This window comes from Bacillota bacterium (genome assembly GCA_036504675.1).
GTDB lineage: Bacteria > Bacillota > Sulfobacillia > JAJYWN01 > JAJZPE01 > DASXUT01.
The window spans coordinates 36,835-60,742 of the sequence record DASXUT010000196.1 but is presented as its reverse complement, the minus strand read 5'-3'; the positions used below and the strand labels follow the sequence as shown (position 1 = coordinate 60,742).

The 23,908-nt window shown below is 66.6% G+C and carries 25 protein-coding genes; 15 read left to right on the top strand and 10 right to left on the bottom strand.

All coding sequences use genetic code 11. The features are described 5' to 3' along the window. The 9 genes from VGL40_15720 to VGL40_15680 all read left to right on the top strand — a co-directional run. Window positions 1–301 (top strand): PTS sugar transporter subunit IIA (locus VGL40_15720; GenBank protein ID HEY3316712.1); only part of this gene is annotated, 301 nt, incomplete at its 5' end. A 37-nt stretch (window positions 302–338) separates the two neighbouring features. Then, window positions 339–1,010 (top strand): class II aldolase/adducin family protein, encoded by a 672-nt coding sequence (locus VGL40_15715; GenBank protein HEY3316711.1) that lies wholly within the window; start codon window positions 339–341, stop codon window positions 1,008–1,010. A 28-nt stretch (window positions 1,011–1,038) separates the two neighbouring features. Next, window positions 1,039–2,100 (top strand): zinc-binding dehydrogenase, encoded by a 1,062-nt coding sequence (locus VGL40_15710; GenBank protein HEY3316710.1) that lies wholly within the window; start codon window positions 1,039–1,041, stop codon window positions 2,098–2,100. A gap of 75 nt (window positions 2,101–2,175) precedes the next feature. Next, the gene (locus tag VGL40_15705) at window positions 2,176–2,466 is read left to right on the top strand and encodes a PTS sugar transporter subunit IIB (protein HEY3316709.1); all 291 of its coding nucleotides are present in this window, start codon (window positions 2,176–2,178) and stop codon (window positions 2,464–2,466) included. A gap of 26 nt (window positions 2,467–2,492) precedes the next feature. Then, the gene (locus VGL40_15700; protein HEY3316708.1) at window positions 2,493–3,872 is read left to right on the top strand and encodes a PTS transporter subunit IIC; all 1,380 of its coding nucleotides are present in this window, start codon (window positions 2,493–2,495) and stop codon (window positions 3,870–3,872) included. Between the two features lie 117 nt (window positions 3,873–3,989). Further along, entirely contained in the window at window positions 3,990–4,796 is an 807-nt protein-coding gene (locus VGL40_15695; GenBank protein ID HEY3316707.1) for a BtpA/SgcQ family protein, read from the top strand. A gap of 3 nt (window positions 4,797–4,799) precedes the next feature. Further along, window positions 4,800–5,495 carry a ribulose-phosphate 3-epimerase gene (locus tag VGL40_15690; GenBank protein ID HEY3316706.1) on the top strand — a complete coding sequence of 232 codons (696 nt, stop codon included), beginning with the start codon at window positions 4,800–4,802 and terminating at the stop codon, window positions 5,493–5,495. Between the two features lie 2 nt (window positions 5,496–5,497). After that, the gene (locus VGL40_15685; protein HEY3316705.1) at window positions 5,498–5,764 is read left to right on the top strand and encodes an HPr family phosphocarrier protein; all 267 of its coding nucleotides are present in this window, start codon (window positions 5,498–5,500) and stop codon (window positions 5,762–5,764) included. Between the two features lie 71 nt (window positions 5,765–5,835). Beyond that, a complete protein-coding gene (locus VGL40_15680) occupies window positions 5,836–7,854 on the top strand; it encodes a PTS sugar transporter subunit IIA (GenBank protein ID HEY3316704.1) in 2,019 nt (672 codons plus the stop codon). 681 nt (window positions 7,855–8,535) lie between these two features. Here the strand turns inward: VGL40_15680 and VGL40_15675 are convergent. After that, window positions 8,536–10,110 (bottom strand): hypothetical protein, encoded by a 1,575-nt coding sequence (locus tag VGL40_15675; protein ID HEY3316703.1) that lies wholly within the window; start codon window positions 10,108–10,110, stop codon window positions 8,536–8,538. A gap of 956 nt (window positions 10,111–11,066) precedes the next feature. On the opposite strand from VGL40_15675, the gene VGL40_15670 reads away from it, so the two are divergent. From VGL40_15670 to VGL40_15650, 5 genes are all read left to right on the top strand, one after another. Beyond that, window positions 11,067–12,056, top strand: coding sequence for an ABC transporter substrate-binding protein (locus tag VGL40_15670; protein HEY3316702.1), 990 nt, complete (start codon window positions 11,067–11,069; stop codon window positions 12,054–12,056). A 90-nt stretch (window positions 12,057–12,146) separates the two neighbouring features. Beyond that, window positions 12,147–12,944, top strand: a complete 798-nt coding sequence (locus VGL40_15665; GenBank protein ID HEY3316701.1) for an ABC transporter ATP-binding protein — start codon at window positions 12,147–12,149, stop codon at window positions 12,942–12,944. Continuing rightward, on the top strand, window positions 12,941–13,741 hold the full coding sequence (locus VGL40_15660) for an ABC transporter permease subunit (protein ID HEY3316700.1): 801 nt from the start codon (window positions 12,941–12,943) through the stop codon (window positions 13,739–13,741). Before VGL40_15665 ends, VGL40_15660 begins: the two co-directional genes overlap by 4 nt. Before the next feature lie 335 nt (window positions 13,742–14,076). Continuing rightward, complete coding sequence (locus VGL40_15655) at window positions 14,077–14,229, top strand: hypothetical protein (protein ID HEY3316699.1); 153 nt, start codon at window positions 14,077–14,079, stop codon at window positions 14,227–14,229. An 84-nt stretch (window positions 14,230–14,313) separates the two neighbouring features. Continuing rightward, entirely contained in the window at window positions 14,314–15,096 is a 783-nt protein-coding gene (locus VGL40_15650) for an enoyl-ACP reductase (protein ID HEY3316698.1), read from the top strand. Between the two features lie 2 nt (window positions 15,097–15,098). Here the strand turns inward: VGL40_15650 and VGL40_15645 are convergent, their stop codons facing one another. After that, entirely contained in the window at window positions 15,099–16,094 is a 996-nt protein-coding gene (locus VGL40_15645; protein ID HEY3316697.1) for a 4Fe-4S double cluster binding domain-containing protein, read from the bottom strand. Between the two features lie 146 nt (window positions 16,095–16,240). Between VGL40_15645 and VGL40_15640 the strand changes: the two genes are divergently transcribed. Then, the gene (locus VGL40_15640) at window positions 16,241–16,870 is read left to right on the top strand and encodes an ABATE domain-containing protein (protein HEY3316696.1); all 630 of its coding nucleotides are present in this window, start codon (window positions 16,241–16,243) and stop codon (window positions 16,868–16,870) included. 34 nt (window positions 16,871–16,904) lie between these two features. Here the strand turns inward: VGL40_15640 and VGL40_15635 are convergent, their stop codons facing one another. From VGL40_15635 to VGL40_15600, 8 genes are all read right to left on the bottom strand, one after another. Further along, window positions 16,905–17,297: a GNAT family N-acetyltransferase gene (locus VGL40_15635; GenBank protein HEY3316695.1), complete on the bottom strand. Its 393-nt coding sequence runs from the start codon at window positions 17,295–17,297 to the stop codon at window positions 16,905–16,907. Continuing rightward, the gene (locus tag VGL40_15630) at window positions 17,294–18,154 is read right to left on the bottom strand and encodes a DUF120 domain-containing protein (protein ID HEY3316694.1); all 861 of its coding nucleotides are present in this window, start codon (window positions 18,152–18,154) and stop codon (window positions 17,294–17,296) included. Before VGL40_15630 ends, VGL40_15635 begins: the two co-directional genes overlap by 4 nt. Next, on the bottom strand, window positions 18,151–18,726 hold the full coding sequence (locus VGL40_15625) for a UbiX family flavin prenyltransferase (protein ID HEY3316693.1): 576 nt from the start codon (window positions 18,724–18,726) through the stop codon (window positions 18,151–18,153). The genes VGL40_15630 and VGL40_15625 overlap by 4 nt, the downstream gene beginning before the upstream one ends. A gap of 29 nt (window positions 18,727–18,755) precedes the next feature. Then, on the bottom strand, window positions 18,756–19,094 hold the full coding sequence (locus tag VGL40_15620) for a 4Fe-4S double cluster binding domain-containing protein (GenBank protein HEY3316692.1): 339 nt from the start codon (window positions 19,092–19,094) through the stop codon (window positions 18,756–18,758). A 331-nt stretch (window positions 19,095–19,425) separates the two neighbouring features. Next, the gene (locus VGL40_15615) at window positions 19,426–19,875 is read right to left on the bottom strand and encodes an FCD domain-containing protein (protein HEY3316691.1); all 450 of its coding nucleotides are present in this window, start codon (window positions 19,873–19,875) and stop codon (window positions 19,426–19,428) included. Window positions 19,876–20,559: 684 nt separating this feature from the next. Beyond that, a complete protein-coding gene (locus VGL40_15610; GenBank protein ID HEY3316690.1) occupies window positions 20,560–21,534 on the bottom strand; it encodes an ornithine cyclodeaminase in 975 nt (324 codons plus the stop codon). A 13-nt stretch (window positions 21,535–21,547) separates the two neighbouring features. Then, window positions 21,548–22,855 (bottom strand): 6-phospho-beta-glucosidase, encoded by a 1,308-nt coding sequence (locus VGL40_15605; GenBank protein HEY3316689.1) that lies wholly within the window; start codon window positions 22,853–22,855, stop codon window positions 21,548–21,550. 493 nt (window positions 22,856–23,348) lie between these two features. After that, window positions 23,349–23,906, bottom strand: a complete 558-nt coding sequence (locus VGL40_15600) for a hypothetical protein (protein ID HEY3316688.1) — start codon at window positions 23,904–23,906, stop codon at window positions 23,349–23,351. Between the last annotated feature and the right edge of the window lie 2 nt (window positions 23,907–23,908).

The following is a 23,908-nucleotide window of genomic DNA, read 5'->3' as shown; positions in this document are numbered from 1 at the left end:
CAACGTCCTGCGGTCGGCCCTGGCGGTGGGCGTCCTCAAGCCCCCTGTGGAATTTCACGAGATGGGGAACCCTGATAGCGTATTGTCCGTGCGGATAGTCTTCCTCCTCGCCCTGGTCGACCCGAGGGACCAGGTCAAGTGGCTGCAGCGGTTCATGCGGGGGTTGCGGGACCAGAGCTTCCTGTCCCGCCTGACCGAAGCCGCGTCGCCGCAGGAGGCGGTCGACATCGTCCGCCTGATGCTCGAGCTCGATCCGGCCCGGGAGCACCGGCTGGCCGACGAGGCCCGACCCGGACGCTGACCAAGGACCCCGAATCGACGTCAAGGAGGAGAACCGAATGCTTCTTGAGGAACTGCGCCAGGAGATCGTCTTCTACGGCCTGGAGATGCTCCGGTCCGGCCTGACCATGCACACCGGCGGCAACCTCTCGGCCAGGGACCCGAAGACCGGCCTGATCGTCATCAAGCCGACCTCCGTCCCCTACCGGACGATGAAGCCGGAGGACGTCCCGGTCATCGACGAGACTGGCAAGGTCATCGAGGGGAACCTCCGGCCGTCCAGTGAGTGGCCGATGCACACGATGATCTTCCGGGCCATGCCGAAGGTCATGGGCATCGTCCACGACCACTCCATCCACGCCACCGCCTGCTCCATCGCCAACACCGAGATCCCCCTGATCATGCACGAGATCTGCGTCTACTGTTCCTCGCCGATACGGGTCGCCCCCTTCGAGGTCCCCGGCACGCCGGAGCTCGGCCAGAGCGCCCTCAAGTACCTCGGCGACAACGACATCGTCCTCCTCGGGCAGCACGGCCCGTTGGCCGTCGGAGCCACCCTCTGGCACGCCTTCGACGCGGCCTGCGCGGTCGAGCAGACGGCCTCCATGTTCCTGGTGGCCAAGCAGTTCGGCAAGGTCGCGCCGATCCCGGAGGCCGGCCGCAAGGCCCTTCGTGAGGCCGACCCGCTGCTTGGGCCGGAGGGCCGGCCGCCGGTGATCAAGGCCGTCTGAGGCGACCAATTCCCAAGGGGGTCTTCTGATGAAAGGCATCAACAAGATGGCCATGTGCTACGGGAACCTGGACCTGCGGATCGAGGAGCATCCCATCGACGAGCCCCGCAAGGGCGAGGTCCAACTGAAGGTGATGGCCGCCCTGACCTGCGGGACCGACGTCAAGATCTACAAGCGCGGCTATCCCTTCCTGAAGCCGCCGTTCCCGGTCGGTCACGAGTATGCCGGCGAGGTCATCGCCGTCGGCGAGGGGATCGATCCCGGCCTGATCGGCAAGGGGCTGGTCACCTCGAACGGCGCCGGCTGCCAGTACTGCTTCTACTGCATGCGTGACCAGGACAACCTGTGCGAGGGAATCGAGACCGATTTCGACGAATACGTCCAGATGGGCGGCGGCTTCGCCCAGTACATCAACGTCCACGCCCCCATCGTCAAGCAGAACCTGCTGGTCGTCCCGGAGGGGATGTCCTACGAGCAGGCGGCCATGGTCGAGCCGGTCTCGGTGGCCCTCCACGGGGTGAACATGGGCGACCTGAAGATCGGCGACACCGTGGCCATCATCGGCGCCGGCCCGATGGGCCTTCTCCAGACCCAGCTGGCCAAGATGCGCGGGGCCTACGTTATGAGCATCGAGAAGAACAACGAGCGTCGGGAGACGGCCGGCAAGCTCGGCGCCGACCTGCTGATCAACCCCGACGACCATGAGGACCTGATCAAGGCGGTGCGCGAACAGGCCAACGGCGGCCGCGGCCCCGACGTCGTCATCGAGTCGGTCGGCCTGCCGCAGACCTGGGAGCTGGCGATTGAACTGGCGAGGAAAGGGGGGACCGTGGTCGAGTACGGGGGGTGTCCTTCGGGTACCAAGATCACCGTGGACACAAAGCGTCTTCATTATGATGAACTGACGATCAAGGGTTCTTACAGCGCCAGCGCCTACGAAACCGTCGTCGCCTTCAATCTCCTGTCCCGGGGGGCCATCAAGGCCGAGGACTACATCAGCGGGGTCTACCCGCTGGAGAAGACCAAGGAAGCCTTGGACGCCCACATGAACCAGAAGGGGATCAAGTTCGAGATCAAGCCCTGGTCATGACCGCCTCCCCGGGCCCCAGACCGAGTTCCTCCAGCCCGAGCGCCCTTGCGTCATCAGAAGGGGAAGTGGGACAAGATGGCTAGCACAAAGACGATTCTGGTGGTCTGCGGCAGCGGTATCGCCACCTCGACGGCCGCCGCCATGGAACTCAGGGAGAAATTGGAGGAGCGCGGTTTACAGGTCACGATCAAGCAGACGGATGTCTTCTCCGTGGCCGCCAACCTGGCCGGCGTCGATCTGATCGCCAGCACCTGCGCCCTGAAGGGCGATTTCGGTGTCCCCGTGGTCAACGCCGTCCCCCTGCTCACCGGCATCGGAACCGAGAAGGTCATTGACGACATCGTCGCCAAGCTCCAGGGCAAGTAGCCATATCTTGGTTAGGAGGAGTACGGATGACCCTCAATCAATTCTTCTCGTCCCTCGGCGCGCCGATCATCCTCCCGGTCTTCATCTTCATCTTCGCCGTCGCCCTCCGGGTGAAGCCGCGTGACGCCTTCAAGTCCGCGCTGTTGATCGGTATCGCCCTGACCGGCATCAACATGGTGGTCGGGTTCTTCACCACCCAGATCACCCCGAGCGTCAACGACATGGTCAAGAACTCCGGAGTCAACCTGCCCTACCTCGACGTGGGCTGGGGCGCCGCCGCCGCCATCGCCTACGCCTCGAGAGTCGGCCTCCTGGTCATTCCTCTCGCCATCGTCGTCAACCTCATCGCCCTAGGCCTGAAGATGACCGACACCCTAAACCTCGACGTCTGGAACTTCTGGCACTACGCCTTCGTCGGCGCCCTGACCGTCGCCTTCACCGGCAACCTCTGGCTCGGCTTCGGCGCCGCCATCATCGCCGAGCTGTTCTCGCTCCTCTTCGCCGACTGGATGCAGCCCTCAGCCCAGCAGTACTACGGTTATGAGGGCGTGTCCTTTACCACCATCAGCTCGGTCGAGTACATCCCCTTCGCCGTCGGACTCAACTGGATCCTCGACCGGATCGGCCTCGACAAGGTCAAGTTCGACCCCGAGACGATCAAGAAGCGGATGCGGATCTTCGGCGAGCCGTGGTTCATCGGCCTGGTCATCGGCCTCCTGATCGGCATCGCCGCCTACTGGCAGTCCCTCAGCACCTTCCAAGCCTGGGTGACCATCCTCACCGACGGCATCGTCGTCGCCGCCGTGATGCACATCTTCCCACTCATGCCGCAGATCCTGATGGCCGGCCTGGTCCCCATCTCCAAGCAGGTCCGGGAGATGTTCTCCAAGCGCGGCACGACTCGGGAGATCAACTTCGGGATGGACACCGCCCTCTGCGTCGGCGAGGCGGCCACCCTGTCCACCGCCCTGCTGATGATCCCGATCACCGTCGTCCTCATGGTCCTCCTACCGTACAACCGCTTCCTGTGGATCGCCGACCTGGTCTCCTTCCCGTGGTTTGTGGCCCTGATCACCCCGGTGACCAAGGGTAACATCCTCAAGAACACGATCATCTCCACGATCTACATCGCCATCGGCGACCTCATCATCACCAACATCACCCCGATGTTCACCAAGACCGCCGTCGACGCCGGCTGGCAGGTTGCCGTCGGAACCAGCGGGATCGGCGCCGGGTCCGAGGGGATCAGCTGGTTCCACTGGGTCATCTACCACGCCATGGGCAACCCGCTGACGATCGTCGCGGTCGTCGCCGTCTACGCCGTCGCCCTATGGGCCTTCAAGTCCCGCAAGAAGGCCTGGTTCCGGGCGGCCGGCTACGATGAGACGGCCGAAGCCGCGAAGTAAGGAACAGTACCGCTGGCGAACCGCCCGACTAACCGCAAGGACAGACGCTGGAGCCATCCGATGAGGATGGCTCCAGCCAAAATCACCGGCCTTTTTTCGAGAAAGGGGTCTTGGCCAGTGGAAAAGCCCGCGTTCTCTTTCGGCAAGAAGCCGATCATCGGCATGGTCCACGCCATCCCACTGCCCGGCGGGCCGCTCTATGACCCGGTCAAGGGAGTCCGGGGGATCGAGGACGGGCTCCGTCGCGACCTCGAGGCCCTCCAGGAGGGCGGCGTCGACGCGGTCATGTTCTGCAACGAGAACGACCGCCCATACCGGCTGAAGGCCGGGCCCGAGACCATCGCCGTGATGGCCGCCGTCGTCTCGAAGCTCGTCTCCGAGGTCTCGGTGCCGTTCGGCGTCGACATCCTCTGGGACCCGATCGCCGCCGTCGCCGTCGGCAAGGCCACCGGGGCCTCTTTCGTCCGGGAGATCTTCACCGGGGCCTACGCCGGTGACATGGGCCTCTGGAACACCAACATCGGCGACGCGGCCCGTTACCGAATGGCCATCGACGCCAAGGACGTCAAGCTGTTCATGAACATCAACGCCGAGTTCACCGACAGGCTCGACTGCCGCTCCATCGCCGCCATCGCCAAGACCGTCGCTTTCGGGTCGTTGCCTGACGCCATCTGTGTCTCCGGTCCGATGACCGGCCACGCCGTGGACAAGTCGACCCTCGCCGAGGTGAAGCGGGCGGTGGGCGATGTCCCGGTGATCGTCAACACCGGCTGCAACCCCGACAACATCGGGGAATTCCTGGAGCACGCGGACGCGGCCGTCGTCGGGACCTACTTCAAACATGACGGCGTGACCTGGAACCCGGTCGAGACGGCCAGGGTCAAGAAGTTCATGGGTGCGGTCAGACACGCCCGGGGGGCGTGAGGGGTGGGCGAGCGGAAGGCCCGGGACCCCCGCGGGGCCCGGAACCCCCGCAAGGCCCTCATCTCGGCCTCGCTGGCCGCGGCCGACCAGGCCGCCCTCGGCGCGGCGGCGGAGGAGCTCAGCCGCCACGTCGACCTGATCCACATCGACCTCGAAGACGGCTCCTTCTCCCCCAACCTGACCGTCGGCCCCTTCGTCGTCCGCGACCTGCGGCCCCATAGTCGGCTGCCCTTCGAGGTCCACCTGATGCTGCGGCACCCGGAGGACCATCTCCCCGAGGTGGCCTTGGCCGGGGCCGACATCATCGTCGTCAACGTCGAGGCCTGTCCCTATCCGCTGCGGACGATCCGGCTGATCCGGTCCCTGGGCAAGCGGGCCGGCCTGGCCTTCAACTGGGGCACGCCCCTCGGGGCCCTGCCCTACCTGGCCGGGGAACTGGACTGCCTGCTGCTCTTGACCTCGGAACCGGACCTGGAGGGCCAAAAGTACATCGAGGGCGCCCCGGCCCGGGTGGCCGAGGCCAAGAGGCTGCTCGGGGCGGCCCCGGTGGCCATCATCGTCGACGGCGGAGTGGGCGAGGCCAACGCCGCCGCTCTGGCCGACCAGGGGGCGACTGAGTTCGTCGTCGGCCGCTACCTGTGGCGGGGCGGCGACGTCGCCAACAACGTCAGCAGGTTAAGAACCGTTTTGGAGGACTGATCATGGCGAAGGCGGAAGTGACCATCACCAACAGCGTCGGGCTGCATGCCCGGCCGGCGGCCCAGTTCGTGCAGGCGGCCAACAAGTTCAAGTCCAGGATCAACGTGGCCAAGGATGACCTGAAGGTCAACGCCAAGAGCATCATCGGCGTCCTCAGCCTCGGCGCCGGCAAGGGGGCGAAGATCGTCCTCGAGGCCTCGGGTGAGGATGAGGCGGAGGCCGTGGCCGCCCTCAAGTCCCTGATCGAATCGGGCTTCGGCGAGCATTAGGGCGGCGCGGACGGGAGCGGCAGGCGGAAACGGAAGCGGCAAGCGGAAGCGGAAGAACGGGTCGGAGGAACATGGCCGGTCTTAACGCCAGACAGCTCAAGGAACTGCAATACCTACTGGAGGCGGCCGGACCACAGCCGGCCTCGGAGGCGGCACGGGCCCTCGGGGTCAAGGAACGGACTCTGAGGGCCGATTTGCCGGCCCTGGCATCTTATTGCGCGGAGCGGGGGGCCCTCCTTCCCCGGGGCCGGCGCCAGGGCCTCTCCATCGAAGCCGCCCCGGAGGTTCGCGCGCGTCTGCGGCACGACGTGGCGGCGGCGGCGGTCGAGGGGGAGGGCGCCCTCGACTCCCACGAACGCCGGCGGAGGATGGTCGTCCGCTTCCTGCTCTCGCCCGAGTTGCCGACCCTCGACCAGTGGTGCGAGGAGTTCGGCGTCTCCCGGCCGAGCATCGTCAAGGACATCAAGGCGGTCAAGGAGTGGCTGGCCGAACGGCGCCTGGCCCTGGTCGGCAAGTCGGGGGTCGGCTATTCCCTGGTGGCCCGGGAGTTCGACCTGCGGAACGCCGTCGTCCAGTACCTCGTCCAGGGGAACGAGGTGAAGTTGGCGGACCCGGCCGCCTGGCGGGATGGGCGACCGGTCCTCGGCGACTTCGACTTCGCCCCGGTCCGCCGGTTCCTCGACGAGCTCCAGCGCGACGCGAAGGCCGAACTGATCGAGTCGGACTATGTGGCCCTGGCCCTTTACGTCGCCATCACCGTGGTCCGCCTGCGGGACGGCCGACGGGTCCCGGACGACCTCGGCGACCTCCAGAGCCTCCTTGGGACCAGCGAGCACAAGCTGGTCACCCGCCACGTTCGGTCGGTCGAGAAGGCCTGCGGGGTGAAGCTCTCGCCGGCCGAAGCGACCCACCTCACCCTGAACTTCATCTGCGCCAAGAAGCTCCAACCCAGGCCGGTGACAGACGCCGCCCCGGGCGGGGAGGCCGAGCGTCTGGCCAACGAGGTGGCCCACGACGCGGAGGAGGTCTTCGGCGTCCCGCTGGCCAAGGACGAGGACTTCCTCCGGTTGCTGGCCACCCACATCGGAGTGACCCTGCGCAAGCTCCGCTTCGGGCTGCCGCTCGAACCCGAGGGCCCGACCGAGGAGATCAAGCGCCAGCACCCGCTGGCCTTCGGGGTCGGGCTGATGTTCACCGAGCGGCTGTCGCAGCGGCTCGGCCGCAAGGTGCCGGTCCTTGAAGGCACCTACGTGGCCATGCACGTGGCCGCCGGGTTGGAGAAGGTCAAGTACCGGCTGCAGCGGCGGAAGCGGGTAGCCCTGGTCTGCACGACCGCCCTGTCCGCCTCGACCCTCCTCTTCTGGCAGTTGACCAACCTGCTGCCGCAGGTCGATGTGGTCCAGGTCGGCACATACGAGGACGTCGTCAAGGGCCGGATGACCTCGCAGGTCGACCTGATCGTCTCAACCGTCGCCCTGCCGCCCGTCGACGCGCCGGTGGTGGTCATCTCGCCGCTCTTCACGGCCGACGATCGCCGCCGCATCCTTGCCGCCATTCAGGCCAAACCGGAGCGCGACCTGATCCACCGGACCGCGGTCCAACTCCTGACCCCGGAGACGACCCTCCTCAATCGGACCTACGCCGACTCCCGCCGGCTGCTGGCCGAGGTCGGCCGGTTCCTGGTCCAACGGGGGTACGCCAAGCGGGGTTTCGTCAAGGCCCTCCTGAAGCGAGAGGCCCAGTTCGGCTCGGCCCTGAACATGCCGGTGCCCCTGGCGATGCCGCACGCCGGGCCGACCTACACCCGCAAGACGGCCGTCGCCCTGGTCACCTTGAAGCAGGCGATCCCCTTCAAGCTCGTCGAGGATCCGGCCAGGGAGTTGCGGGTTCGCCTGGTGATCATCCCGCTCCTGGCCCTCGACGACGTGACCGGGATGCGCTTCTACGAACTCCTGGCCGCCATCCGCCGGAAGAAACTCGGCCGGGCGATCGTCGAGGCGGCCAAGCCGGAGGAGGTCATCGGGCTGGTGGCCGGGAGCCTCGGCGGACACGCGGGGAAGGACGGTGCGACCGCGAAGGACGGGCGATGAGGGACAAATGAACGGGCCGACCGGGGGAAGACGGCGGTTTGTCGAAAGGTGGCGGGCGAGCCCTTCGCCCGCCGCTTTTTCATGGTAGGTACCTCGATTCGAAGTACCCTTGGGGTCCCGCGGGCGGCGCGGCTCCCGACTTAGTAAACCTTTGGGTCGACCGGTTGCCGATTCCTCCTGCCGGAGACTTACCTGACGGTTCGGAATTGGGGAATCAAGGTGAAGGCGGGAGGTTAGCGCCCGTTGCTAGGACCTGGTGACAGAAGCCCGAGAAAGGGGGGATTCGTAGGTCGCGCTTGTCGGCCGATTGCCGCAACCCGTAGCCCGTAGGCTGAAGGGAAAAACGTAGGGGGAGTGTGAAGTAATGACTCTGAACCAGTTCTTCAGCGCCCTCGGAGCTCCAATCATCCTCCCGGTCTTCATCTTTATCTTTGCCAGGTAGTCCCCGGGGGGCGAGAGGTGGAGGTGGATCAGACCTCGGAGGGGCGAGGTCCTGCCGAAGGTCAAGGTGCCCTTCGGGGTCGAGCTGGTCTGGGACCCGATGGCCGCCATCGCCGTGGCCGAGGGCACCGGCGGGCAATGGGTCCCGGGAGGTCTTCACCGGTTCTTACGACAGCGACATGAACAGCCCGAGCCGGCGGCTCGGGCTGTTGCCGTACCTGCGCGGCTCCATGTTCACTTCTACCTCACCGCGCTGAGGTCGAGAACCTCGATCTTGAAGGTGCTGTCGGCCGGGTGGTCATTGGTCAGGGCGAGATAGCGGCCATCCGGGGAAGGGATGGTCGAGAGGATGAAGACCTCGCCGCTGCCCGCCGACAGGAGGACCTTCTTGTTGCCATCGCCCGGCGTGACTGCGGAAACCTCGTTGGGGGTGACGTAAACCGCTTTCCCGTTGGACCACTCGTAGAAGATGATGTCCTGGCCCTCGGCGACCTGCGTGGCTTTCATCGTCCTGGCGTCGAGGACCTGGAGGGTGCGATTGTCGTCGGTGATGATCAGGGCCAGCGGGCCGTTCCAGACGTACTCGGGGGACAGCATCGGTTGCGGGACGCTCTTCTGGGGCTTGATCGGGGCGAAGCGGACCGACTTCTCGGCGTACCGGACAATGCCGTTGAGGCCGTAGATGTTGTCCTTGGTGTCCCTGGCCAGCCCCTGCAGAAGGACGTACTCGCCGTCGGCCGACCAGGTCGTCTGGAAGTTCAACGCCGACAGCTCGCCGGAGGGCAGACCGGCCTGCGCCAGGGCCGGCTGCAGCTCGACCCGGGCCTTGGCTTGGCCGTCGTGATCGACGAAGCACAGTTCGGTGGCCACGAACGGCACGTCAGGTCCGCCCTCATAGAGGTCGTACTCGAAGCGACGGCTGGTGGGGTCATAGCCGATCGCCCGGACACCCCCGGGTCCGACGTTGACCGGAGTGGCCTGAACACCCCCACTCGATCCCCAGGTGAAGGCGTAGTCAACCATGGCCGAATCGGGCGGGACGACCACTTTCGACTCGGCCTTGGCCAGGTCGAGCAGGACCCATTGGGAGTAGCTGCTCTCCGTGTAGCCCTCGAGGTAGTGCCTGAGGACGACCTGGTTTCCGTCTTCGGACCAGGTCGGCTGGTTGAACCAGTGGTTGGCCTCGAAGCCCGAGATAACCGTCATCTTGCCGGTCTCCAGGTCGAGGACCCAGAGCTTGCCGAGGGCGTCGGCGCTGTCGTAGAAGGTCAGGGCGCCCACCAGGAAGCGGCCGTTCGGCGACCAAAGGAGGACATCGTTGGCCAGTTCCGGGTGGTCCTTTCCGGACTTGCTCAGGCTCCAGGTCCGCTCGTCGCCGCTCTTCAGGTCTTTGACGACCAACCGGCCGCCCCGGCTGAAGGCGACCTTGGCGCCATCGGGGCCGGCGGCGTAGGTCCCCTCCAGTGAGGAGGCCGAGAGATAGCGCTTACCGGCGACGTCGACCAGCCCTTCGAGCTTGCCGGCGATGTCGACGGCCAGCCCGTTCGGACCGGTCCAGATGAAGTAGAAACCGTTCTGGGCAAAGGGGAAGGGGCCGGCGGTCAGACGCCCGTCGGCGTAAGTGGTGATCTTATCGCCCACGGGCGTACCCGCTCCGGGCGCGGTCGTGGCGGGGTCCCCGGCACTCGGCGAGCCGCCGTTGCCAGGTTGCTTGGCCTTGCGGGAGCACCCGGCAAGGCCGAGGGAGGCGGCGGTGAGGGCGATGGCGACGGCGATGGTTAGGGCAATGGCTGAGGCTTTGACGAGGCGGGACAAGTGGCATCCTCCTTGCTTGGGCATGGGGCCTTGCTTGGGCATGGGGCTTTCCTTCGCTCCTACTGAGACGGACGGGCCGTGGGGTTTGTTCCGCCAAGACAATCATTCGAGACCCTCTGCAGTTCTCCGGGCGTGGGCCCCCCACCTCGTCGCCCGTCCGCCGAAGGCGGCTTGTTCGGCGACTGCCCGCGTCTCCCCTGCCGATTTACAGCCCGCCAGGAAGTGGCAGGAGTAGCAGCCCGTCGGGATGAACCTGGATCCTATGGATGACGCGATACGGGGGCATGACCGTGCCGGGTCCTCTGGGGAAGTTGCCCGGCCTGGATGAGGGGCGACGGGACAAGCTCCGGAAGTTCCTCGAGGATTCCCGATCCGAGCTTAGGGTCCTAGATATCGGCTTCGCCGATAATCGCTTAGCGGTCAAGATAAGGACCGGGAACCTCACCCTTAGCCCGGCCCAAGTGGAAACGTTCCTGGCGACCCTCGCGGCCTACCTCAAATCGGAAGGGGTGACCGGGAGGGAGGTCCCTGGGCTACCTCCTCTGGCGGGACCATTGGCCCGTCACCGTCGGGAATCTGTTGGCTCTCACCAAGATCAATCAGGATTGGCTCGTCGAACACGGCCTCTTGCTCGGATTGCTCCCGGCTTTCCTGAGCGCGCTCGGCCTCACGGCCATAATCCGGCGGGAAAAGGTGGGGCGGTCGACCAGGATCGCGAAGGTCAGACAGTTGGGTTGATTAGATGGTGCCGATGGGTCAACTAGACCCGGGCGCCGCCCTGAGGGCGCCCGGGTCCTTCTGTCTTCCGCTTGGCCCGGTGTGGTCCCCCCCCCCTTCGAACCCGCCGCCCGCCAGGCGAATACTCTGTAAACAAGGGGCTCGGGACCGGTCGGCGGGCCACGCGGGGCCCGCCCCGCCGCGCCCTGAAACCACACATCGTGCGGGGAGGAATCACCATGAAGATGACCAGGGGGCTGGCCGCCGTGGTCGCCGTCGCCCTCGTGGTCGGTCTTGTCTTTGGGGGGGCCGGTTGCGCCAAGAAAGCCACCCCGAGCAAGATCCGGATGGCTGATCAGTTCGGTCTGGGGTACGCGCCGGTCACCATCATGCTGGAGAAGAAGCTCATCGAGAAGCGCCTGCCGGGGGTGACCATCGAACGCCTGCAGTTCGGGTCGGGCGGGGCCGTCCGCGAGGCCATGGTCGCCGGACAGCTGGACGTGGGGTTCGTCGGCATCCCGCCGTTCCTGATCGGCTGGGATAAGGGGGTCGACTGGAAGATCGCCGGCGCCCTTGATCAGATGACCCTGCTGATGATGGCCCCCAAAGACAAGATCACCTCGCTCAAGGACTTCAAGGCCAAGGACAAGATCGCCCTCCCCGGCCCCGGCTCGAACCAGCACATCATCCTGGCGATGGCCGCCGAGAAACAGTTTAACAAGGCCACCTACTTCGACAACAACATCGTCGCCATGCCCCACCCGGCCGCTACGGCCGCCCTGATGGCCGGCAAGGGCGACATCAGCGCCTACTTCGGCGCCCCGCCCTACCAGAACAAGCTCCAGAAGCAGGCCAACCTCGGGGTCGTCCTGGACGCCTTCGACGCCTTCGGCGGGCCGTTCTCCTACATCGTCGCCGTGGCCTCGGGCCCTTTCTACAAGGATAACCCCAAGGCTTACAAGGCCTTCGTCGGGGCCCTTGAGGAAGCCCTGACCCTGATGCGGGAGAACCCCAAGGAGTGCGCGGGCATCCTCGCCGCCGTCGACAAGAAGACCACCGCCGACGAGTACCTGGCCTACCTGACCGCGCCGCGGACGGCCTGGGACATCACCCCCCGCGGCGTGATCCACTACGCCGAGGCCATGCAGCGCTATGGCTACATCAAGAAGGTCCCGGCCAACTGGCAGGAGGTCTGCTTCCCCAACCTGCAAAAGCTGAAGGGCGACTGAGGCGGGCCGGGTCGCCCCGGCCCGGCCTTCGCGCCGCCCCAGCCTTCGCGCCGCCCCAGCTCCAACCCACCCGTGCCCGGGGGGATGAGGATGCCCATCGTCGCCGCCGGTCCCCGCCCAGAGCGCCTGGAGGTGCGGGACGTCAAGATCGTTTACACCGTTGAAGGCCGCGCCCACACGGCCATCGAGAGGGCCTCGTTCAGCCTCAGGGACGGCGAGAAGCTCGTCCTCCTCGGGCCTTCCGGGTGCGGCAAGTCGACCCTCCTGAAGACCGTGGCCGGCTTCATCTCCCCACGGGAGGGCTCGGTCCTGGTGGACGGCCGACCGGTCAAGGGCCCGGGCCCCGATCGGATGGTCGTCTTCCAGGAATTCGATCAGCTCTTCCCATGGAAGACAGTCCAGGAGAACGTGGCTTACGCGGTCAGGGCGGCCAAGGGAGCCCCGGCCGCCGCGGCCGCCGAGCGGGCCCGCCACTACCTCGACCTGGTCGGCCTGCTCCGCTTCGCCGGCTTCTACCCGCACGCCCTGTCGGGCGGGATGAAGCAGCGGGCGGCCATCGCCAGGGCCCTGGCCGTCGAGCCGGAGATCCTCCTCATGGATGAGCCCTTCGGCAGCCTCGACGCCCAGACGCGGACCCTGATGCAGGAGGAGCTCCTGAACATCTGGGCCCGCACCCGCAAGACCATCCTCTTCGTCACCCACAGCATCGACGAGGCGGTCATGCTCGGCGACCGCATCGTCATCCTGACCGAGGGGCCGGGGCGGGTCAAGACGGTCATCGCCCCCGACGAGGAGGCCCGAACCCCGACCTCGGTCCACTTCGCCGCCCTCTGTCGGGAAGTCCGATCGCTGCTCCAAGTGGCGGCCTTCGGGGGGATGCGATCGTGAACAAGCTCCGCCCATCCTTCGGGACCAGGCTGGCCCGGTTCTTCCCGCGCGAACTGCAGATCGCCCTCGGGCTGATGGTCGTCTGGGAGGCGGGTTGCCGGCTGACCAAGGTCACCCCGATCCTGCTGCCCCCGCCGTCGGCTGTCTTCGTGTCTTTTCTTCAGCTGATCAGGACCGGTGAGCTCTTCCCCTACATCTGGACCACCCTCGTCCTCCTGGGGGGCGGGATGCTGGCGGGCCTGCTCATCTCGATCCTCTTCACCACCCTGGCGATCATCTCGCGGACGGCCCGCGACCTCCTCCTGACCCTCACCGCCATGCTCAACCCCTTGCCGGCCATCGCCCTGCTGCCCCTGGCTCTCCTCTGGTTCGGGCTCGGTTGGAGGTCGCTCCTCTTCGTGTTGCTCCACTCGATCGTCTGGTCCCTGTCGCTGAATATGTACACCGGCTTCGCCGCCGTGCCGGAGACGCTCGTTCGTGTTGGGCGCAACCTCGGCCTGAGCGGCTGGAGGCTGGTCCGCGACGTCTACTTCCCGGCCGCCCTGCCTTACATTGTCGCCGGGATCAAGCTGGCCTGGGCCTACTCCTGGCGGACGGTCATCGCCGCCGAGTTGGTCTTCGGGGCCACCGGCGGGCACGGCGGCCTCGGCTGGTTCATCTACAAGCAACGCTATGCGATGGAGACAGCGGCCGTCTTCGTCGGGCTGGTCCTGATCATCGCCATCGGCCTACTGATGGACGCCGGGTTCAAGGCCATCGAGCGGCGGACCATCAGGCGCTGGGGGATGAGCGCGTAAGGCCTTTCCGCCAGGGCTCGAAGGAAAGTGAAAGCCCGGGGAGGAAGTCTTTCCCAGGCTGTTCTCCGGTACTTGGGCTTTCACCGGCCTGAACCGCGGAGCCTGCGGCTGGCGACGGCCTGCGTTCTGGCAATCGCGCCGCTGATCCTGCTCGCCTCGGTGTGGCCCGGATTCGGGCCGATCGTCGCGGGCCAGGCCACTGTGACCGGACGGTTGCGGGCTATGGGTTTATCCGCCGGAGGCATCAACGCCTTACTCGTGACGGCCTGGGTCCAGACCTCATCACCCGGCTTGGCTTCGCCTGGGGAAATGGTCTCCAGGCCGCCTCGTTCGGCTTGCTCCACCTGGGTCTGTTGTTGTTGGCCGCGAGGGCGGCCGTGTCGCCGGGCGGTGCGTTTCTGACGCTGGTCGTCCCCACCGCCTACGGTTGGCTGCTGGGCTACATCAAGGAACGCACCGGCAACGGCTCCCTCCTCCCCCTCTGGTAGAGAGGAGTCGACCCGCCCGGCGTCGAACCATCCTTGGCATCTGGTCTTAATGGTCACGTCTTAACCGAACGGGGGACAAGCCGCATGGCTTTGATGGCCGGCAAGAAGTGTCTGATCATGGGGGTCGCCAACAAGCGCTCGATCGCCTGGGGGATCGCCCAGGCCCTTCAACGCGAGGGGGCCGATCTGGCCTTCACCTATGCCGACGACCGCTTCAAGGAGAACGTGGAGGAGCTGGTCGGGGGACTGCCCGGCGGGGAGCGGGTGCCGATCTATCCGTGTGACGTCCTCAAGGGCGAAGAGGTCAAGACCCTTTTCGAACAGGTCGGCCGGGACTGGGGCCGGCTCGACGTCCTCGTCCACTCGGTGGCCTACGCCAACCGGGAGGACCTCATCGGGACCTTCACCGACATCAGTTGGGATGGCTACGCGCTGGCCCACCACGTCTCGGCCTACTCGCTGATCGAGGCGGCCCGCCACGCGCGGCCGCTGATGGAGGCGGCCGGCGGCGGGTCGATCATGACGATGACCTACCTGGCCGCCGAGAAGGTCGTCGAGCGTTATAACGTCATGGCCACGGCCAAGTCGGCCCTCGAGTGCAACGTGCGCTACCTGGCCGCCGAGCTGGGACCGGCCAACATCAGGGTCAACGCCATTTCCGCCGGTCCCCTCAAGACCCTGGCCGCCAGCGCCGTGAAGGGCCTTAGCCACCTGCGCGACGTGGTCGAGGAGCGGGCCCCGCTCCGCCGGAACATCACCGTCGAGGAGGTCGGCGACGTCGGGCTGTTCCTGGCTTCGCCCCTGTCGCGGTGCGTCACCGGCGAGGTCATCCACGCCGACAACGGCTTCAACGTGCTGGGGGTGTAGGCTCAGCCGGCCCGGCGGGCCTCCATGAGGGCGCTGAGGTTGCGGGTGACGATCGTCTCGTAGCCGTTCAAGCCCAGTTCGGTCAGCTTGGCGACGATGGCCGCCCATTGGGCCGCGCTTGCTGTCGCGACCGCACCCCCGTCCCGGCCCCCGTCCCCGTCCTTTGGCGGGCCGGCCAGGACCCACCCGGTCTCCTCGGCGGTGAAGGCCGGTCCCAGGGGTTCGCACCGCAGGCGGCCGGCGTTCTGGGGACAGGCCTCCTGGCAGGCGAGGCAGCCGACGATGCAGTTGTGGGCGGTCGGGCTCATCCAGTCCGGCCACGACCAATCGCTCTCGTTCCAAAAGGTGACGCAGCGTTCGGTGTGCAGGAGGAAGCGGTCGTCGCCGATGGCCCCCGTCGGGCAGGCCGCGCGGCAGGCCCAGCAACCTTCGCACTCCTCGGCCATTAGCGGGACTTCAGCCGGGTCCCCAGAGGCCCTCCCCCCGGCCGTATCCACCCCCAGGTCGGCGTCGGTCAACAGGCCGACCAGCTGGTGATAGCTGCCGAAGCCGGGAACGTAGGTGATGTTGTTCCGGCCGTAGCGGGCCAGACCCAGCCGGGCGGCGGCGCCCTTGATCGGCGAGCCGACCCTGGTCAGCCGGTAGCCGGCCAGCGGACCGGCCAGCAGTTGCTCCCTCGTCCTCATGGCCGTAGGGTACTCCCGATAGGTCGGGGGCACGATCGCCTCGAAGGGGCCGTCGGCGGTTTGGAAGGTCAGGCGATGAGCCGGCCGCGGGACGCTGACCAGAAGGAGGGTCTTCATCCCCTCCAGCTCGGCCGGACCTAGAAGCGGTAACGTGGCGATGGCACTGTCGAAGAAGACCCGATCGAACTCCTCGCGGCGCCGGCGTTCCTCGATATCGGCGCGGACGACGTCGAGCACCTCAGGCCGGTCGAAGGCCACCCTGTAACCGTGGTCCCGGGCCCAGGCCTCCATCGAATCCCGGAGCTGGCTCATGGTCAGACCTCCCCCGTGGTCCTTGACTGGGTCCCCATAACCGGTTAAGCTTATCTTGACAGTTAGATTGTAGCTCCTTTGGCCTAACCGGTCAATAGCCACTTAACTGGTTATAGCGCTGGCCCCCCACCGGAGGTGGGCTGTAAGTGTCGACCCAGGTGGGCGAAAAAACCTACAAGTTCACCGCTGGGGTCCTCCCCCTGGATTTCGTGAACACCGTCGACTGGCGGCTGGCCGACGAGCCGGTGGAGCTTCTCAGCGACTACGGCGACCTGATCTCGTGGGGCCGTCAGGCCGGGGCCATCGATGCCAGGATGGCCGGGCGGCTGGTCCGGGCGGTCGAGAAGGCCCCGAAGGCGGCCTTGGCCGCCCTCCGCCGGGCCATCGTGCTCCGGGAAGCCCTGTTCCGCATCTTCTCCGCCCGGATCGGCGGCCGCTCAGCGGAGGCCACCGACCTCGAGCTGGTCAACGCGGCCCTCGCCGAAGTCCTGTCCATGGCCAGGCTGCGGGCGGCCGGCGCCGGCTTTGAATGGTCGTGGGCCGAAGACCAGCCGAATCTCAACCGGGTGGTCTGGCCGGTGGTGTATTCGGCGGCCGACCTCCTGACCTCTCGCGACCGGCTGGGCCGTGTCGGTCTGTGCGCCGACCCCCTTTGCGGCTGGGTCTTCCTGGACACCTCCCGCAACGGTCAGCGACGCTGGTGCAGCATGGACGATTGCGGCAACCGGGCGAAGGCCCGTCGTCACTACGATCGGTCGAAGGCCCGCCAGACATGAATAAGCGCCGCCCGGACGGCGGCGCTTCGGCGCTTCATTGCTCAAACTCCTGTCCCAGCAGGACATACTCCTCGTCGAAGCCGCGGCGGCGGGCCTCTTCGCGGACGGTCTCGACCAGCCCCCGGCCGACGCCCCGTCCCCGGGCGCCCCGGGCGACGACGAGTTCATTGATGAGGCAGGTGCCCTTGGCGTGGAACGGCGTCTCGTAGAAGACGGCCGATAGGAACCCGGCCGCTCGGCCATCCAGTTCGGCCAGGTAGTTCGAGTAGACGCCGGGGGCAGCTCGGCAGTCGCTCAGGAACCGGCGCACTCGAGCGGCGGTCTCGGACAGTTCCCGGAGGAGGGCGGCGATGGCCCCGGCGTCCTGTGACTGGCAGGGGCGAACGACCGGCGGCGCCACGGGCTGCGGCGCGGATCGGGGCCTCACGATCCGCGCCCGACCGCCGCCACGATGGCCTCGACCAGCCGCGGCACCGCGCCGATGAGGGCGTCCACGAGGTCGCCGGGGGCCTGATAGGTGCCGCTTGGCCCGACGTGGACCCCGGCGACCACCACCGCCGGCGCGTCAAGAGCCTTGGCCAGCAGCTCTGAGGCCGGCCGGGCGAGGAAATCGTCCTTGTGCCCAAGCCGGGTCAGGACCGAGGAGGTCGCGCTGGGCCGGCTCGGGTCTCTGAGGCTCGGCCTGGGGTAGGCCACGGCGACCGCCCCGACATGGGGAAGCCCGCCATAAAGTTGGACCGTGATCCCGTCGGCGGTCTTTGACCAGGAGGCCGACAGGCGAACCTGGCCCCCGCTCGTCTCGACATCGACGGCGACCGCGCCCGCCTGGACGCCGGCCGGCCCACCGGCCTGGACGCCGGCCTCCCCCGCCGCTCGCCAGCCACCGGCGGTCCGCCCGTCGTCGACCTGGAAGGCCAGCTCATCGCCGTCGGCCAGGCCTAGCCTTTCCCGCAGGCGCACGGGAGCGACGATCTCGGCGGCGCCCGCTGGATAGGCCGCCACCAGCGGGCGGACGATGGCGGCCGGCTCCTCCGGGGCGCGATCCAGCTTCACCGGGAGGACCATGGACAGGCAGAACTGGTCGCTTGGGGGGACGAGGGCCGTCCCCCGCCGCAACAGCGTTTCGGCCAGACCGTCCGGCGAGACGTCGCGTAGATTCAGGGTTCCCGAAAAGGGGTCGAATCCGAAACGGCTCTTGAGCCAATCGCGGAACCACGGCAGGGCGACAAACCCTCCGGCTTCGTGGGCTCCCGAGGCCACCGTGCCGGCGAAACGAGGGGTCATCGGTCGTCCCCTTCCCCGCCCTCGCGCCAGCGACGGAACAGCCCGGCGTCGATGCCGAACTGGTCGAGGGCCTTGCCGACGGTCTGGTCGACCAGGTCGCCGATGGTCTTTGGGGAGTGATAGAAGGCGGGTACCGGCGGCATGATCACCCCGCCCATCTCGGTCACGGCCGTCATCAACCGCAGGTGCCCCAGGTGGAGGGGGGTCTCCCTGACCACCAGGACGAGCTTCCGCCGCTCTTTGAGGCAGACGTCGGCCGCCCTGATGACCAGCGTGTCGTTGTAGGAGTTGGCGATGCCGGAGAGGGTCTTGATGGAGCAGGGGACGACGACCATCCCGGCGGTCACGAAGGAGCCGCTGGAGATGGACGCCCCGAGGTCGTTGAAGGCATGGACGCGATGGGCCGTGGCCTCGACCTCAGCCACCGAGCGGCCTGTCTCGATCTCGATGTTCTTGGCGGCATAGGGGGACATCACGAGGTGGGTCTCCACGCCGAGCTTCTTGGCCACCTCGAGAAGCCGGATGCCGTAGATCGCCCCGGTCGCCCCGGTGATCCCGACGACAAGTCTGATAGTTGGTTCGCCTCCTTGACCCGGCGGGTCTAGCGGGCCGGCGCCGGGTCGGCCGGTTGGCGCCGCCGCCCGTAGGGGCAGGTCAGCACACAGATTCCACATAGATTACCGTTCTCCTTGACCCCCCAACTATCCTTGCGCCGCCCGCGTTCCTCGCCGGGATCGAAGGAGCGGCCGGTGAAGGCACCCGCCGGGCAAGCCTTGATGCAGGCGTCACAGGAGCCGCATCCTTCCGGTCGGGGCTTCCCGGCGGTCAGGGGGGCGTCGGTGAGGACGGTGGCGAAGCGGACCCGCGGGCCATGGTCGGGGGTGATGACCAGAAGCCGACACGGCGTAGGCCCGGCTGAGGATCCCGTTGACCATCTCATAATAGTAATAGCGATATGTCAGGCCGGCCATGCGGTCATTCTGGTCGGCGACCGGCTCGAGCATCGCGTCGACGAGGTCGCCACCCCGAAGCGGTCGACCCCCTCGGTGTCGGCCAGCTCCTTGAGTCGCCGACCCAGCGTCTCTATGGTTGGTGTGGACTGCCACATCAGTCTCCCAAATGGTGTGGTCTGGCAATTAGGGCGATTTCCTCCCTGACTGCACGGGCCTTCCGGGACAAGTTGGCCATCCCCGCAAACCCCTCGGCGGTCGGGCTTTCAAGCCCGCGCCCCTCCCCCCTCGGGCGCGCGGGGGCCGGCGGCCCGACCTATCTTAGATGGCCACCCCTCGCTGCAGGGCCGACAGGGTCGCCTGCATGTGGTTCTGGACATGGGCACGGGCGGCCGCTTCCGCCGCCGCGGGGTCGTGTTTCTGGATGGCCGCGAGAAGCCTCTGGTGCTCTTCCAACGAGTGCTGGGCACGGCCGGGCATGAGCAGGCCGCGCACGTGGACCTGGACCAGTTGGGCCCGGATGGTGGCCAGGGCATCGATGACCTTGGCGTTCCGGCTGGCGGTGATGATGGCCTCGTGGAAACACCGGTTGAAGCTGTTGTACTCATAGTAGTCGGCGTTCTTGACGGCCTTCTCCATCAGCCCGATCAAGCGTCGCAACTCGGCGATATCCTCCTGGGTGGCCTGGGAGGCGGCCTTCGAAGCGGCCAGCCCTTCGAGGACCTCGCGGACCTCGAGGACGTCGGCGACGTCCTGGACCCCCAGCTTCATGACCTGGGCCCCGCGGCGGGGCTCGAGCTGAACGATGCCTTGGGAAGCTAATCGGTGAATGACGGTCCTGAGAGTCGCCCGACTCACTCCGAACTGTTCGCAGATATCTCGCTCGACGAGGCGGCTACCCTGCGCGAATTCGCCCCTCTCAATGGCCGATCTCAACTGGGCGTAGCATTCGGACCATCGAGTTTTGGAAGACGTCTTGTCCAAACTCTAGACCTCCAAGCCGGTAGACTAAATGGTATACCCCGAGGTCCCGCTATTCGGCAGGAATTGACCGAGTCCTTCCGCCGAGTTGCTGGTGGACCATGTTTATCGGTCATCCGGCCGACTGGCGCGTTAGAGCTGAGCGGGACTTGGCAGGCCATTTGTGACCATGGGCGGAGCGTTCGACCGGCTTATCCCTCTCTTTCGCCACTCCACACGTTCTGCTCGTTTGGGATACCGCGTGATTGCACAATTGGGATTCTTCTTCCTGCCGCCCCTGGGTGGATAGGTAAGTAGATCTTTAAGCTCCAGCTAGAGTGCCATGTTGTCGGGCGGGCGGTAAATGACTGAGCCCGGGCGGATGGCCCGGGTTCAGTGGTCATGCGGGTATGCGGGTTTGTCGAACCGGGGCGGGGAAAGCGGGCGGCCGGCGGCGGGGGACCGGTCAGCGGGCGCGACCGGCGGCCAACCGGGTCAGATCGGCAGCGCGATCCCGATCCCGAGGAGTTCCGCCTGGCGGGCGACGATCGCGGCCACCGCCCCGTCCTGCACGGCCACCCCGACCGACTTGAACACAGTCACCTGGCGGTCGTCAAGGCGGCCGCTCACGGTGCCATTGACCAGTTGCCCGATCTCCCCGGCCAGGTGCTCCCGGGTGATCAGGCCTTGCTTGATGGGGATCAGAAGGTCGCCCGCCTCCTCCAGGCAGGCGTCGATAGAGTCGACGAAGACCCGGCTTCGCCGGATGAGTTCCCCCGGCAGCTCACGGGCCTCGGGCCGATAGGCACCGACCGCGTTGACGTGGGTTCCCGCCCTGACCGCAGCGTCCGGGATGACCGGCTGTGACGAGGTGGTCGCCGTGCAGACGACGTCGGCCCCGGCCAGCGCCTCGTGGACGGTGCCGGCTGGCCGGACGGGCCGACGGAGCACGTCGGACAGGTGCGCGCAGAAGGCCTCGAGTCTGGTCCGATCTGGATCGTAGGCCCAGGCTTCGGTGATCGGCCTCACCGCGCAGACCGCCTCCAACTGCGACGCCCCCTGGACGCCGGCCCCGATGATCGCCGCTGTGTGACTGTCGGCCCTGGCCAGCAGGTCGGTGGCCAGGCCCGAGGCCGCTCCCGTCCTGAGCCTGGTCAGGCCGGCGCCCTCGATGACCGCCAGCGGCGTCCCGGTCTCGCCGTCAAAGACCTGAACGAGGGCCTGCAATAGAGGAAGGCCGCGGGCCACGTTCCCCGGGCACAGGGAGACGACCTTGACCGTCGTCGTGTTTTCGCGGGGAAGGTAGACCGGCATCACCAGGACGGTGCCGTGGCGACCGGCGGCGATCGGCGTGCGCAGCGGGGTGATCGAATTGCCGGCCGACAGGGCCGAGAAGCCTGAGCGCACCGCGTCGATGGCTTCGCCCATGGAGATCAGGCCCCGGAGGTCCTTCCCGGACAGGTAGCGCAAAGCCGCTCCCCCCTCATCTGAACTGCGGCAGATGCTCGGCGTTCACGGCGAGGATCTCATCGAGCAGCTTCTCGGCCACCCGCTCGTCGGGCACGAGCGGGTGGGTCGCCAGGGCGGCCAGGGCCGCTGCCCGGTCACCGAAGGCGCCGGCCTGGACGGTCAGCTCCTCATAGGCCTTGACCACCTGGATCAGCCCGCGGATCTTGGGCTCGACCTGGCCGACGGCGATGGGCTTCGGGCCATCCCGGCCGACGACGGAAGGGACCTCGACGACGATGTTGTCCGAAAGACCGGAGATGGTCCCGTCGTTGCGGACATTGACGATGTGAATGTCGCAGCGGTCGGTCTCGATGGCGGTCATCAGGTTCACCGCCACTTCCGAATAGTAGGCCCCGCCCCGCTTGGACAACTCCTCCGGTTTTTCGGCCAAATCGGGGTCCTGGTACTTCTGGAAGAGGGTCTTCTCGACGGCCTGGACGACCTGGGCTCGGGTGCCCTCCCCGCCCTCGGCCGCGGCCTTCTGTTCCTCTTCCAGCATCCGTTGGGTCTCATAGTAGTAACGGAGGTACGGGCAGGGTAACATGCCCAGCGTGCGCAGCCAACGGGGGCTGAAGGCGTAGTCCGGCGGAAGGAGGCCGGCCTCGGCCGCCGACGCCAACTGGGCCAGGGCGAACTCAGTGATGTCGTTGCCGTCGAGGTAGATCCGACGGGCCCAGGTCAGGTGGTTGAGGCCGCAGAAGTCCATCCGGACCCGTTCCGGTTCGACCCCGGCGAACTGGGCCGCCCCCCGGAGCATGCCGATGGGCACGTTGCAGAGCCCCGCCACCTTGACCCCGCCGCCGTGCTTGACGACGGCCTCGGTGATGATCCCCGAGGGATTGGTGAAGTTGACCAGCCAGGCGTCGGGGGCCAGCTCGCGGATATCCCGGCAGACCTCGAGAATGACCGGGATGGTCCTCAGGGCTTTGGCGAAGCCGCCCGGACCGGTCGTCTCCTGGCCGATGACCCCGTACTTGAGGGGAAGGCGCTCGTCGCGGGCCCTGGCCGCCAGACCGCCGACCCGGAACTGGGTGACGACGTAGGCCGCTCCCTCGATGGCCGCCCGGCGCTCGGTCGTGGCCGACACCGCGACGTCCAGCCCGGCCCGGCGCAACATCCGCCGGGTCAGGTCGGCGATGACTCCCACCTTGAACTGGGCCTCGTCATTGGCCACGTCGACCAGGGCCAACTCGGTGACGGGTAGAGCGTCGCGGTTCTTGATCAGGCCTTCGATGAGTTCGGGGGTGTAGCTGGAGCCGCCCCCGATGACGGCGAGTTTCATGGGGTTCACCTCGCGGAATTTGCTTGAGGGCAACGCCCCTCTTTGCAGATGGGCAGCGGCTTCTGCTGCAGGGGGCGGGCACGCTGCAGGATGGAACCAGGTCCGACAGAGGAGCGGCGGTGGCCAAACCTGGCCAATAGTTGGCGAAGTGCCAACGACGAACGAACTGCCTTAGGCGAGCACCTGCGAGCCATAGAGCATCATCTACCTATGATTGCCACCCTGATGGGCAACCCTGCCCGCCTCGAAGAAGAATCGCGGAGTTGGCGGACTGCCGCTGGTCCGTGGCAAGTTACGCAAGACACTCTGAAACACCACAAGAGCGGGCCCCTCAGGGTCCACCTCGTCCGTTCCCGCTCAGAGTTGGGCCTGAACTCTCGCCCCGCACTCGCTTCGTCATTGCTCGGGCACTCACCATTGGGTTCATTCTCAGCCTCGGGGGGGGCTGCAATTCTGGATATGCGCGAGGGTGATTGACGATTGACCCTGGACGTTATGAACTCTCCGCGGCAAAGAACTCGAAGAACTTGAGGAACTCTACTGCATCCCTCACTGCCGGCTCAGGAACATCCCAGTCAAAGCTACGGGCCTCATCAATTATCCCGCTGAGAGTTACGGGCTTGTCCTTGCTACGAAGATCATAAAGGGCCTTTGCGGCAATCGAGAGCTTAAGGTAATCAAGGTGTCCCGCCTTGTCTAGATTACTAAGATTGATGGCCACGTCCCCTGAGATTTCTGGCTCGTGCCGTCTAGTCAGCCTGACGACCACATTACCATCAGACGTAAGCCCGTACTTGAAACTCCTACCCTCAAAACCGCCACTCTCGTCAGTGAAGCCAACGATGGTTTCCTCGACTAGGCCCAATGCAATGCACTGTCCAAGGGCCTTGTCAACCTCCGGAGAGAAAGGGCCATAGTAATGTGAGTAATAGTGCAGGTCCAAGTTCATCAGCAGGCTCAGGAAAAACAACCTCTTCTGAATCAGAGTGCGACCCTGCAGTGCACCCCCAGCGTGATCGAGCATTAGGAGTAGAACTTCTCTAACCTTCACGA

Coding starts and splice junctions, on each gene's coding strand:
- VGL40_15620 (HEY3316692.1), bottom strand. CDS start 19,094: ATGAGATGGTCAACGGGATCCTCAGCCGGGCCTACGCCGTGTCGGCTT.
- VGL40_15680 (HEY3316704.1), top strand. CDS start 5,836: ATGGCCGGTCTTAACGCCAGACAGCTCAAGGAACTGCAATACCTACTG.
- VGL40_15630 (HEY3316694.1), bottom strand. CDS start 18,154: ATGACCCCTCGTTTCGCCGGCACGGTGGCCTCGGGAGCCCACGAAGCC.
- VGL40_15715 (HEY3316711.1), top strand. CDS start 339: ATGCTTCTTGAGGAACTGCGCCAGGAGATCGTCTTCTACGGCCTGGAG.
- VGL40_15615 (HEY3316691.1), bottom strand. CDS start 19,875: ATGAAGCTGGGGGTCCAGGACGTCGCCGACGTCCTCGAGGTCCGCGAG.
- VGL40_15605 (HEY3316689.1), bottom strand. CDS start 22,855: ATGAAACTCGCCGTCATCGGGGGCGGCTCCAGCTACACCCCCGAACTC.
- VGL40_15710 (HEY3316710.1), top strand. CDS start 1,039: ATGAAAGGCATCAACAAGATGGCCATGTGCTACGGGAACCTGGACCTG.
- VGL40_15645 (HEY3316697.1), bottom strand. CDS start 16,094: ATGAGCCAGCTCCGGGATTCGATGGAGGCCTGGGCCCGGGACCACGGT.
- VGL40_15705 (HEY3316709.1), top strand. CDS start 2,176: ATGGCTAGCACAAAGACGATTCTGGTGGTCTGCGGCAGCGGTATCGCC.
- VGL40_15685 (HEY3316705.1), top strand. CDS start 5,498: ATGGCGAAGGCGGAAGTGACCATCACCAACAGCGTCGGGCTGCATGCC.
- VGL40_15670 (HEY3316702.1), top strand. CDS start 11,067: ATGAAGATGACCAGGGGGCTGGCCGCCGTGGTCGCCGTCGCCCTCGTG.
- VGL40_15665 (HEY3316701.1), top strand. CDS start 12,147: ATGCCCATCGTCGCCGCCGGTCCCCGCCCAGAGCGCCTGGAGGTGCGG.
- VGL40_15650 (HEY3316698.1), top strand. CDS start 14,314: ATGGCTTTGATGGCCGGCAAGAAGTGTCTGATCATGGGGGTCGCCAAC.
- VGL40_15700 (HEY3316708.1), top strand. CDS start 2,493: ATGACCCTCAATCAATTCTTCTCGTCCCTCGGCGCGCCGATCATCCTC.